Genomic DNA, 11457 nt, shown 5'->3' on the forward strand with positions numbered 1-11457 from the left:
CGTGCCCAAGCCGCTCAGCCTTCCCTTCGACCCCATCGCCCGCGCCGACGAACTGTGGCAGCAGCGCTGGGGTCCGGTGCCCTCGATGGCCGCGATCACCTCGATCATGCGGGCGCACCAGATCCTGCTCGGCGAGGTCGACGCGGTCGTCAAGCCCTACGGGCTGACCTTCGCGCGGTACGAGGCGCTGGTGCTGCTGACCTTCTCCAAGGCCGGCGAGCTGACCATGTCGAAGATCGGCGAGCGGCTGATGGTCCACCCGACCTCGGTCACGAACACGGTGGACCGGCTGGTGAGGTCAGGTCTCGTCGCCAAGCGCCCCAACCCGAACGACGGCCGCGGCACGCTCGCGTCGATCACGGACAAGGGCCGGGAAGTGGTCGAGGCGGCGACGAAGGCGCTGATGGAGATCGACTTCGGACTGGGCGCCTACGACGCCGAGGAGTGCGGGGAGATCTTCGCCCTGCTCCGCCCGCTGCGGGTGGCCGCGGCGGACTTCGAGGAGAGCTAGTGCTGTGACCGGAAAGGTCCACCGGGTCGCGGCGCCCGGCACGGCACCTCGCCGCGTTGTCGGACCACGGCGGTACGTCCAGTACGAGCCGCGGTCCTCCGCCTTGCGATGCACCGCACCGGACGCCGCGACCCGGCAAACCTTTCCGGCCACAGCACTAGTCCGCGTCGGGCCCGGGAATCCGGCCCCCGTCAAGATCGTGCAAACCGGACGGCTAGGCTCGACGGCATGAAACGAAGCGTGCTGACCCGCTACCGCGTCATGGCCTACGTGACCGCGGTCATGCTCCTGATCCTCTGCTCCTGCATGGTGGCGAAGTACGGCTTCGACACCGGTGCCGACCTGACCTTCGCGGTCTCGCAGGCGCACGGTGTGCTGTTCATGATCTACCTGGTGTTCGCCTTCGACCTGGGCTCCAAGGCCAAGTGGCCGTTCGGCAAGCTGCTCTGGGTCCTGGTCTCCGGCACCATCCCGCTCGCGGCCTTCTTCGTCGAGCGCAAGGTCCGCGCCGAGGTCGAGCCCCTGGTGACCGACTCCCTGGCCACCGCCAAGGCCTGAGGACTCGCGTCCCGCTCGACTTCCCCGCCCCCGGGACGACTCCCCGGGGGTTGGCCATCGACATTTACTAGGACGTCCTAGTAAATTCATGGGTATGGACGCTGACGCCATCGAGGAAGGCCGCCGTCGCTGGCAGGCCCGGTATGACAAGGCCCGCAAGCGCGAGGCCGATTTCACGACGCTCTCCGGAGATGACGTCGACCCCGTCTACGGGCCCCGGCCCGGGGACGCGTACGAGGGCTTCGAGCGCATCGGCTGGCCGGGGGAGTACCCGTACACCCGCGGCCTGCACGCCACCGGCTACCGGGGGCGGACCTGGACCATCCGGCAGTTCGCCGGGTTCGGCAACGCCGAGCAGACCAACGAGCGCTACAAGATGATCCTGGCCGCCGGCGGCGGCGGGCTCTCCGTCGCCTTCGACATGCCGACCCTGATGGGCCGGGACTCCGACGACCCCCGCGCGCTGGGCGAGGTCGGGCACTGCGGGGTCGCCATCGACTCCGCCGCCGACATGGAGGTCCTCTTCAAGGACATCCCGCTCGGCGACGTGACCACCTCCATGACCATCAGCGGGCCCGCCGTCCCCGCCTTCTGCATGTACCTCGTCGCCGCCGAGCGCCAGGGCGTGGACCCGGCCGTCCTCAACGGGACGCTCCAGACGGACATCTTCAAGGAGTACATCGCCCAGAAGGAGTGGCTCTTCGAACCCGAGCCGCACCTGCGCCTCATCGGCGACCTCATGGAGTACTGCGCCAACGGCATCCCCGCCTACAAGCCGCTCTCCGTCTCCGGCTACCACATCCGCGAGGCCGGGGCCACGGCCGCGCAGGAGCTCGCGTACACCCTGGCCGACGGTTTCGGATACGTGGAGCTGGGCCTCTCGCGCGGCCTGGACGTGGACCACTTCGCGTCCGGCCTCTCCTTCTTCTTCGACGCGCACCTCGACTTCTTCGAGGAGATCGCCAAGTTCCGCGCCGCCCGCCGGATCTGGGCCCGCTGGATGAAGGAGGTGTACGGGGCGAAGTCCGAGAAGACGATGTGGCTGCGCTTCCACACCCAGACCGCCGGTGTCTCCCTCACCGCGCAGCAGCCGTACAACAACGTCGTGCGCACTGCCGTGGAGGCCCTCGCGGCCGTCCTCGGCGGCACCAACTCGCTCCACACCAACGCCCTCGACGAGACCCTCGCACTGCCCAGCGAGCAGGCCGCCGAGATCGCCCTGCGCACGCAGCAGGTGCTGATGGAGGAGACCGGCGTGGCCAACGTGGCCGACCCGCTGGGCGGCTCCTGGTACGTCGAGCAGCTCACCGACCGCATCGAGGCCGACGCGGAGAAGATCTTCGAGCAGATCAAGGAGCGCGGCCTGCGCGCCCACCCGAACGGGCAGCACCCGATCGGACCGATCACCTCGGGCATCCTGCGCGGCATCGAGGACGGCTGGTTCACCGGGGAGATCGCCGAGTCGGCCTTCCAGTACCAGCGTTCGGTGGAGAAGGGCGACAAGCGGGTCGTCGGCGTGAACGTCCACCACGGCTCGGTCACCGGCGACCTGGAGATCCTCCGGGTCAGCCACGAGGTGGAGACCGTACAGGTGCGGGAGCTCGCGGAGCGCAAGGCCGCCCGGGACGACGCGAAGGTGAAGGGGGCCCTGGCGGAGATGCTGGCCGCCGCCCGGGACGGGTCCAACATGATTCCGGCCATGCTCGACGCGGTGCGCGCCGAGGCGACGATGGGCGAGATCTGCAACGTGCTGCGCGAGGAGTGGGGCACGTATACGGAGCCGCCCGGCTTCTAGTACCGGGACGTCGAAGCCTGCCTGACGGGGCATCGGGCGACGCAAGCCCTAGGGTGGCGGCCATGAACGGCCGCCACCTTCCCGTTTCCGTGCGCGGAGTGAGCGTCCGCGTGGCCATGCAGGCCAACCGCGGGCCGTACGCGTACATCGCCGCCGACTTCGAACCGCCCGGCCCCGAAGGCCGGACGGAGATCCTGAGCGCCGTAGGGGCCTCCCTGCTGCCCGAGGAGTACGTGTCCTGCGTGCGGCTCGGGATCGAGCGCGGGCTGGAGGGGGTGGCGGCCGCGGTGCTGCTCACCGACGCGGGGTTCCACCCGGCGGACTCCTCGGAGTACGGCTACCGGCTCGCCGGGCTGGAAGCGGGCCGCGCGGCCCTGGTCGCCTCCGGACTGCTGCCGCCCGAGGAGGCGGACAGCCTGCGCTGGGCCCAGTGGCCGGGCCGCGGGCGGCCCTGGCCGGGCCACAACCCGCGCTCGGAGGCCCTGCTCATGGCGGCCCCGGCCTGGTGCCCGGAGTTCCTGCCCCTCTCGGACGGACGGCCCGCGGTGGTCACGCCGGCGATGCGGGGGCGGCCGGGAGGCCGGAAGCGCCCAGGAGGCCGTGCATCAGCAGGGCGGTGAAGGTGGCCACCCACATCTCGTCCACCGGCTCGGAGCTGACCAGCGCACGGTGCACCACGGTGCCCGCGATCACGTCGAAGATCAGGTCCGTGGTGTGGCCGGCGAGGTCCGCGTCCTCCTCGTAGGGCAGCTCGCCGCGGGCCTGCGCCCGCTCGCGGCCCAGTACGACGAGACGTTTCTGCCGGTCCACGATGGCCGACCGGATCCGGTCCCGCAGGGCCTCGTCCCGGGTGGACTCGGCGACGACCGCCATCAGGGCGGTACGGGCCTCCGGGCGCCGCAGCAGCTCCGCGAACCGCAGCACCACGTACTCGATGTCGGCTTCGAGGGAGCCCCGGTCGGGAAGTTCGAGGGAGTCGAAGAGCTCCGCGACGGCGTCCACGACCAGCTCGTTCTTGCCCGCCCAGCGCCGGTAGAGGGTGGTCTTGGCGACCCCCGCCCGCGCCGAGACGTCCCCCATCGTCAGCTTCGACCAGCCCAGCTCCACCAGCGCGTCCCGGGTCGCGGCGAGGATCGCGGCGTCCGCCGCGGCACTGCGCGGGCGGCCGGTGCGGCCGGCCGGGGCGGGGGAGGGGCCTGAACTGGGGTTGCGCATGGCCGAGACCATACCCGTCGGTAGCACGCCGTTCATGTAGCACCGGCATCGCGGCCCTTCGCGGTGTGGTTCAGATCACGGGGCGCGGGCGGGCGGAGGGAGTTACGCTACGGCTCGTAGCGTAAGAGCGACAACCACGCGAAGAGCTACCGGTGCCGGGTGGGGACCCGGCGCCACAGCACGGCAGTACGTACAACGAGTACCGCGATCGGTTCGTTTCGGCCGATCTTTTTCGTCGGCGCGCGCACACGGGGGAGGATGTACGCATGCAGCCCAGAAACATGTCCATGAGCGGCGTCGTCGACCTCGCCGCGGTGAAGGCGGCCGGCGAGGCCAAGGCGAAGGCCGAGCAGGCCCGCGCCGAGGCGTCCCGGAAGGCCGCCGAGGGCGGTGCGCCCGCGTCCGCCGGGGCCGTCCCGTCGTCCGCGCTCGTCTTCGACACCGACGAGACCCGCTTCGAGAGCCACGTGGTCCCGCTCTCGAACGAGGTCCCGGTCATCCTCGACTTCCGCGCCGAGGGCTTCGAGCAGGGCCGCGAGCTGAGCCTGCTGCTGGAGCGGCTCACGGTCGAGGCGAACGGCCGCCTGGCTCTTGCCGCGCTCGATGTCGCGGCCAGCCAGAACCTGATCCGCGAGTTCCGCATCCAGGCCCTTCCGGCGGTCTTCGCGCTGGTCGCCGGCCAGGCGATGCCGCTCTTCCAGGACTTCGCCCCCGAGGACGAGGTCCGCGCGATCCTGGCCCAGGTGGTCCAGATCGCCGAGGAGCGCTTCGGTGTCCTCGGCGTCCCAGTGACCCCCGCCGGCGAGGGCGAGGCCCCGGGCGGGGCCGCGGAGCCCGCCGAGGAGCCGGCCGGCCCCTACGACGCCCTGCTGGACGCGGCGGTCGAGGCGCTGGACGCGAACGACCTGGGCGGCGCGGTGCAGGCGTACAAGAACGTCCTGCTCTCCGACCCGGCCAACGCGGAGGCCAAGCTGGGCCTCGCGCAGGCCGAACTCCTGCTCCGCGTCAAGGACATGGACCCGCAGGCCGTGCGCACCGCGGCGGCCGAGAACCCGCGCGACCCGGCGGCGCAGATCGCCGCGGCCGACCTGGACCTGGCGGGCGGACACGTGGCGGACGCCTTCGGGCGCCTCGTCGACACGGTGCGGGTGACGTTCGGTGACGAGCGGGACGCGGTCCGGGTGAGGCTGCTGGAGATGTTCGAAGCCGTCGGCGCGGACAACCCGCTCGTGACCTCGGCGCGTACGGCGCTCGCCCGGGTGCTCTTCTAAGACCCGGTCCGGACCCGGTCCGGTGCCCGGTCGAAGGCTCGGCCCGGCGCCGGCGATTTGTTGACACGCAGGCAAACAGCGGCCGCACTTTGCCAAAACTTGGCAATCGCGGCCGCTGTTACTCGCAGTAAATCGAACCCCGTGAACTGTCCGGTGTGTTCACTCTTCCTCCGATCTGTCGTGGCCCTGGGTGACACTCAGCGTTGCGGCCCGACAGCGGCAGGTCTTCCGTAGGTTATCTGGCCGTTACCCGCCAGTAACGAACCCCCTTGTGCCCCGGCCGTGAATGGACCACGATCGGCGACGCTCGGTCCTTCCCGCAGAGCCGCTCATCCGGAGCCGCGGTGGAGGGTCCCCACCGGGCCGGCCGGTGGCAGTGGCACCGGCCGTGGGACAGGGGGGTCTCCGTCGCACGGCGGTGCCTGTCCTCCAGGTTGCGCGAACGCGTGGCCAAGTGGTTGTCGCTCGGGGGTGAACGCCGGTGTTCCGGACGCGGCAGTGCCGCGGCTCGGCCGCCTGCGCTCCTTCCCGAGGACGTAGCACTTCTCCCATCCCAGGACGGGTACGGCCCGGACCGGAGATGTACGTCCGAGAAGGAGGAACGAAATGAGTTCTCAGATTCGTGGCGGGACCAGATGGAAGCGCTTCGCGCTCGTCATGGTGCCGAGCATCGCGGCCACGGCCGTGGTCGGTGTCGGTCTGGCGCAGGGTGCCCTCGCGGCCTCGTTCGCCGTGTCGGGCCAGGACTTCAAGGTCACGACCGACAAGCTGGACGGCACCAACCTGATCCAGTACGGCAGTGTCGCCAACGGGCACGACCTGAAGACGGGTGCCGAGGCTCACCACCCGGTCACCATCTCCGGGTTCAGCCACGCCGAAATCACCAACATGTGCCAGTCGCTGGTGACGCCGACTCCGCTCGGCAACATCACGATGAAGCTGCAGACGGGCACCAAGGCCGGCAAGCCGGCGGTTGCCGACAACCTTTACCTGGATGTTGCCGAGCTCGACGCCGACGCCGAGTTCACCAAGCTCGACATCGGTGTCGCGGTCGGCGACCCGTCGAACCCGACGAAGCCGCAGGCGGGTACGGTCGCGAGCCCGTACGCGTTCGCGCAGCGCGCCGAGAAGGCCGTACTGACGAACGTCAAGCAGAAGGCCTGGGCCACCACGGCCGGCACCTTCAAGCTGCCTGACCTCAAGCTGCGCCTGCTCGGTGGCGACCAGCCGTGCTACCAGGACTCGGCAGTCAACTGATCGCCTGACCGGCGTATCGGTTCCGGTGCCTGACCGGGCGACCGGGCCGGCGGTGGCGGTACCCGTCGCCGCCGGCCCGGCCGTCCGGGCTCCACTTAGTTCAGTACCACCCGTTTCCAGGGAGCTGTTGTCCATGAACCCCCAGGCCCCGGTTTACGTGCGCGCCGAAGACGACGCCTGGCTCACCGCGGTGTACTACCGCTTCCATGCCTGGAGCGGCCGTCGCCCCTTCTGGGCGGGAGTGTTCACGCTCCTCGCAGGCCTCCCGATCGCGTACTTCCCGTACGCGGACCTGCGGCTCGGCAACGTCACCATCGCGATGGCGACGACGGCCGGTTCGGGGTCGCTGATCATCGGTGTCCTGCTGATCACGCTGGGCCTGACGCTCTGGTTCCAGCAGGGCGTACGCATCTTCGCCGGAGTCGCCTCGATCCTGCTGGCACTGGTGTCCCTGCCGGTGTCCAACCTCGGCGGTTTCGGCATGGGCTTCATCCTGGCCCTGATCGGCGGCTGTCTCGCACTGTCCTGGGTGCCGGCCCGTCCGGTGACGGACGAGGCTGGCGCACCGGAGGACCGGGGCGCGGCGCAGGCCGTGGACCTGGGCAAGGCGGACGCGATGGAGGGCGGCTTCCATGCCGTACCCGGCCCGCGCGAGACGGAAACGGCATACGCGAGCGAGACGACTGCCCACGCCGATGGCGGGAGGAACAGTGCGGGGTGACCAAACGCAGCGGGGTGTGACCCCAGATGCGGAGTCCCGTGAAAGAAAGGGCCCGCGTCACGCGGCGCCCAGGAAGTCGCTGCTGACCAAGATCCAAATACCCGTCGGTAAGACGATGGCGCTGGCGGCCATGCCCACGGCGGTCTTCGTCGGCATGAGCATGGCGCCGAAGCTGGCCGTGGCCGACGAGGAGATCCCCTTCGCGCCCGGACCGTGCGTGACGCGGTCCGACGAGCCCGCGGAGTCGGCTTCCCCGTCGCCGTCCTCGTCCCCCTCGAAGACTCCCTCCGACACCGCTTCGAAGGCCCCGTCGAAGACGACGGAGCCCGCGCCGGGCAAGTCGCCCACCGCGGTGCCCTCGCCGAGCGCGAGCCCTTCGGCATCCAAGCCGGCGGAAAAGCCGGCCGAGAAGCCCACGACGCCCGCCGAGAAGCAGGCGGCCCCCGCTCCGGTGGCCAAGTCCTCGAACCCGCTGGACCCGCTGGGCGTGGGCGACGCGCTCAAGGGCCTCTTCGACGAGCTCGGCAAGCCCCTGAAGGCAGCGTCCGCTCCGGCCACGACGCCCGCCACGACGCCCGCCACGACGCCCTCTCCGGCGGCTCCCAAGCCGGCGGACAAGCCCGCCCCCGCCCCGGACCCGGCCGCGGACGCGATCCGCGCCGCCGCGGACAAGGCGGGCGCCACGGTCACGGAGCTCTCCGAGGACGTCAAGGACACCGCGACCACCCCGAAGGACGAGACCGGCGCCACCGAGCCGGCCGACGGGGACGAGACCAAGGCCAAGCCGGAGGAGACGAAGGACGCGGACGGGAAGGAACCCTTCCCGTGCCCGACCTACGACGCCAAGGCCCTGGCCGACGCGGAAGTGGAGCAGGGCATCCCGCTGCTCCCGGACGAGCCCTGGTACCTCAACAGCTCGCTGCTGACCCTCTACGGCCTGGACTACGCGGGCATCGTCGAGGTGAAGACGGCGGGCGGCAAGACCAAGAAGGTCCTGAAGTTCACGGCGGACTCGCTGGACATCAAGGACCTGTACCAGACGGTCGGCACCGGGCAGAACGTCGCCCACCTGAAGTCCCGTCCGGGTTCGACGTCGAAGATCCGCGGGGAACAGGTGACGATGTACACCGAGAGCCTCAAGGGCAACCTCTTCGGCCTGATCCCGATCGAGTTCACCCCGAACAGCCCGCCGCCCCTGAACGTCCCCTTCGCGTTCTTCACGAACGTCAAGGTCGTCCAGGCCGGCCAGTTCGGCGGCACCCTGACCGTTCCGGGCCTCAAGAACTACATCGGCCCGGCGGAGTAGGACCGTACGGCCTCGCGCGGCCGTACGCACCGAGGGCGGCACCCCGGATCCTCATCGGATCGGGGGTGCCGCCCTCGGTCTCTGTGCGGCAGAGTTCGAACGGCGGAGCGACGTCAGTCGCGGGCGCCGCCGCCCAGGTGGTGGACGCGGACCATGTTGGTCGTGCCCGGGACGCCGGGGGGCGAGCCGGCCGTGATGATCATGGTGTCGCCCTTGTTGTAGCGCTTGAGCTTGAGCAGCTCGGCATCCACGAGGTCGACCATCGCGTCGGTGTTGTCCACGTGGGGGACCACGTAGGACTCGACGCCCCAGCTCAGGGTGAGCTGGTTGCGGGTGCCCTCGTCGGTGGTGAAGGCCAGGATCGGCTGGGAGGCGCGGTAGCGCGACAGCCGGCGGGCGGTGTCACCGGAGTGGGTGAAGGCGACCAGGGCCTTGCCGTCGAGGAAGTCCGCGATCTCGCAGGCCGCACGGGCGACGGCGCCGCCCTGGGTACGGGGCTTCTTGCCCGGGACCAGCGGCTGGAGGCCCTTGGACAGGAGCTCCTCCTCGGCCGCCTCGACGATCTTCGACATCGTCTTGACGGTCTCGATCGGGTAGGCGCCGACCGAGGACTCCGCGGACAGCATGACCGCGTCCGCGCCGTCGAGGATCGCGTTGGCCACGTCGGAGGCCTCCGCGCGCGTCGGGCGGGAGTTGGTGATCATCGACTCCATCATCTGGGTCGCGACGATCACCGGCTTGGCGTTGCGGCGGCAGAGCTCCACGAGGCGCTTCTGCACCATCGGGACCTTCTCGAGCGGGTACTCGACGGCCAGGTCGCCACGGGCCACCATGACCGCGTCGAAGGCGGCTACGACGCCTTCCATGTTGGCGACGGCCTGCGGCTTCTCGACCTTGGCGATGACGGGGACCCGGCGGCCGACCTCGTCCATGACCTTGTGGACGTCCTTGACGTCGTTGGCGTCACGCACGAAGGACAGGGCGACCATGTCGCAGCCCATCCGCAGGGCGAAGCGGAGGTCGTCGATGTCCTTTTCCGACAGGGCGGGGACGTTGACGGCGGCACCCGGCAGGTTGATGCCCTTGTGGTCCGAGATGACACCGCCTTCGATGACGATGGTCTTGACCAGGGGGCCCTCGACCGAGGTCACGCGGAGCTCGACGTTGCCGTCGTTGATCAGGATCGGGTCGCCCTTGGAGACGTCGCCCGGCAGACCCTTGTAGGTGGTGCCGCAGATGGACTTGTCGCCCGGGACGTCCTCGATGGTGATGGTGAACTCGTCACCGCGGACGAGCTCGACGGGACCCTCGGCGAAGGTTTCCAGACGGATCTTCGGGCCCTGGAGGTCGGCGAGGACGCCGACGGCACGCCCGGTGTCCTCGGAGACCTTCCGGACGCGGTCGTACCGCTCCTGGTGTTCTGCCTGGGATCCGTGGCTGAAGTTGAATCGGGCCACGTTCATACCGGCCTCTACGAGCGCTTTCAGCTGCTCGTAAGAGTCGACGGCGGGGCCCAGCGTGCAGACGATTTTGGAACGGCGCATGGAGCGGATCCTATCGGTTTGTTTCGTAGCGGAATATTCCGTCTGGCGGAAAGTCCAAAGTGACTAACCGGTAACCAGCGCGTACGTCTGGCTGGCGATCTCCAGTTCCTCGTCCGTGGGGACCACGGCCACGGCCACCCGGGCGTACTCCGCGGAGACCAGACGCGGCTCGGGGGACCGTACCGAGTTGGCTTCGAGGTCGAGCGCCAGACCCAGCTCGGCCAGACCCGCCAGGGCCATTTCCCGGATCGACGAGGAGTTCTCGCCCACGCCCGCCGTGAAGGCGACCGCGTCCACCCGGCCCAGGACCGCCGAGTAGGCACCGATGTACTTCTTCAGGCGGTGGATGTACGAGGCCAGCGCCAGGCGCGCCGAGGCGTCGCCCTCCTCCGCCCGCCGCTGCACCTCGCGCATGTCGTTGTCGCCGCACAGACCCAGCAGACCGCTCTTCTTGTTCAGCAGCGAGTCGATCTCGTCGATCGACATGCCGCCCACCCGGGCCAGGTGGAAGACGACCGCCGGGTCCAGATCGCCCGAACGGGTCCCCATGACCAGCCCCTCCAGCGGGGTCAGGCCCATCGAGGTCTCCACGCAGACGCCGCCGTGCACGGCCGAGGCCGAAGCCCCGTTGCCCAGGTGCAGCACGATCACGTTCACGTCCTCCTCGGCCTTGCCCAGGAGCCTGGCCGTCGCGCGGGCCACGTAGGCGTGGGAGGTGCCGTGGAACCCGTACCGCCGGATGGAGTACTTGTCCGCCGTGGCCGCGTCGATCGCGTACCGGGCCACGTGCTCCGGCATCGTCGAGTGGAAGGCCGTGTCGAAGACCGCCACCTGGGGCAGGTCCGGGCGGAGCTCGCGCGCCACCTCGATGCCCGTCACGTTCGCCGGGTTGTGCAGCGGCGCGAGCGGGATCAGCGCGCGGATCTCGGCCAGCACCGCGTCGTCGATCAGCGTCGGGTGCGTGAACTTGGTCCCGCCGTGCACCACCCGGTGACCCACGGCCGCCAGTTCGGGGGAGTCCAGGCCCAGCCCGTCGGCGCCCAGCTCCGCCGCGACCGCCCGCAGCGCGGCCGCGTGGTCCGCGATCGGTCCTTCGTGCACGCGCTTGCCTCCGGCGGCGCCCGGTCCGGTCAGCGGCTCGTGCGTGAGCCTGGAGGTCGCCTCGCCGATGCGCTCCACCAGACCGACCGCCAGGCGGGAGGCGTCCGCCATGTCGAGCAGCTGGTACTTCACCGACGAGGAGCCGGAGTTGAGGACGAGTACGCGCGATGCGGTCACG

General features: G+C 70.2%; 11 protein-coding genes. 8 read left to right on the forward strand and 3 right to left on the reverse strand.

The features are described from left to right. Nucleotide 1 precedes the first annotated feature (1 nt). The 4 genes from OHU74_RS25095 (at nt 2) to OHU74_RS25110 (ending at nt 3484) form a co-directional block, all read left to right on the forward strand. On the forward strand, nt 2–511 hold the full coding sequence (locus tag OHU74_RS25095) for a MarR family transcriptional regulator (RefSeq protein ID WP_330298635.1): 510 nt from the start codon (nt 2–4) through the stop codon (nt 509–511). A 228-nt stretch (nt 512–739) separates the two neighbouring features. Beyond that, nucleotides 740–1069, forward strand: a complete 330-nt coding sequence (locus tag OHU74_RS25100) for a DUF3817 domain-containing protein (protein WP_330298636.1) — start codon at nt 740–742, stop codon at nt 1067–1069. Between the two features lie 94 nt (nt 1070–1163). Beyond that, nucleotides 1164–2864, forward strand: coding sequence for a methylmalonyl-CoA mutase (locus OHU74_RS25105; protein ID WP_371617964.1), 1701 nt, complete (start codon nt 1164–1166; stop codon nt 2862–2864). Between the two features lie 62 nt (nt 2865–2926). Continuing rightward, entirely contained in the window at nt 2927–3484 is a 558-nt protein-coding gene (locus OHU74_RS25110) for a hypothetical protein (RefSeq protein WP_371617965.1), read from the forward strand. Here the strand turns inward: OHU74_RS25110 and OHU74_RS25115 are convergent. Further along, nucleotides 3414–4079 (reverse strand): TetR/AcrR family transcriptional regulator, encoded by a 666-nt coding sequence (locus OHU74_RS25115; protein WP_371617966.1) that lies wholly within the window; start codon nt 4077–4079, stop codon nt 3414–3416. The two genes, OHU74_RS25110 and OHU74_RS25115, sit on opposite strands and share 71 nt — an antisense overlap. A 266-nt stretch (nt 4080–4345) precedes the next feature. On the opposite strand from OHU74_RS25115, the gene OHU74_RS25120 reads away from it, so the two are divergent. The 4 genes from OHU74_RS25120 (at nt 4346) to OHU74_RS25135 (ending at nt 8634) form a co-directional block, all read left to right on the forward strand. Next, nucleotides 4346–5350 carry a tetratricopeptide repeat protein gene (locus OHU74_RS25120; protein WP_371617967.1) on the forward strand — a complete coding sequence of 335 codons (1005 nt, stop codon included), beginning with the start codon at nt 4346–4348 and terminating at the stop codon, nt 5348–5350. 606 nt (nt 5351–5956) lie between these two features. Continuing rightward, nucleotides 5957–6607, forward strand: coding sequence for a DUF6230 family protein (locus tag OHU74_RS25125; RefSeq protein ID WP_371617968.1), 651 nt, complete (start codon nt 5957–5959; stop codon nt 6605–6607). A 133-nt stretch (nt 6608–6740) separates the two neighbouring features. Continuing rightward, on the forward strand, nt 6741–7328 hold the full coding sequence (locus tag OHU74_RS25130; RefSeq protein ID WP_371617969.1) for a DUF6114 domain-containing protein: 588 nt from the start codon (nt 6741–6743) through the stop codon (nt 7326–7328). Then, on the forward strand, nt 7318–8634 hold the full coding sequence (locus OHU74_RS25135) for a hypothetical protein (protein WP_371617970.1): 1317 nt from the start codon (nt 7318–7320) through the stop codon (nt 8632–8634). Before OHU74_RS25130 ends, OHU74_RS25135 begins: the two co-directional genes overlap by 11 nt. A 113-nt stretch (nt 8635–8747) precedes the next feature. Here the strand turns inward: OHU74_RS25135 and pyk are convergent, their stop codons facing one another. Then, a complete protein-coding gene (pyk, locus tag OHU74_RS25140) occupies nt 8748–10178 on the reverse strand; it encodes a pyruvate kinase (RefSeq protein WP_371617971.1) in 1431 nt (476 codons plus the stop codon). Between the two features lie 63 nt (nt 10179–10241). Then, nucleotides 10242–11456, reverse strand: a complete 1215-nt coding sequence (locus tag OHU74_RS25145; protein ID WP_371617972.1) for an acetate kinase — start codon at nt 11454–11456, stop codon at nt 10242–10244. Nucleotide 11457: the final 1 nt, after the last annotated feature.

The sequence above is a fragment of the Streptomyces sp. NBC_00454 genome (assembly GCF_041434015.1).
In the GTDB taxonomy this organism is placed as follows: domain Bacteria; phylum Actinomycetota; class Actinomycetes; order Streptomycetales; family Streptomycetaceae; genus Streptomyces.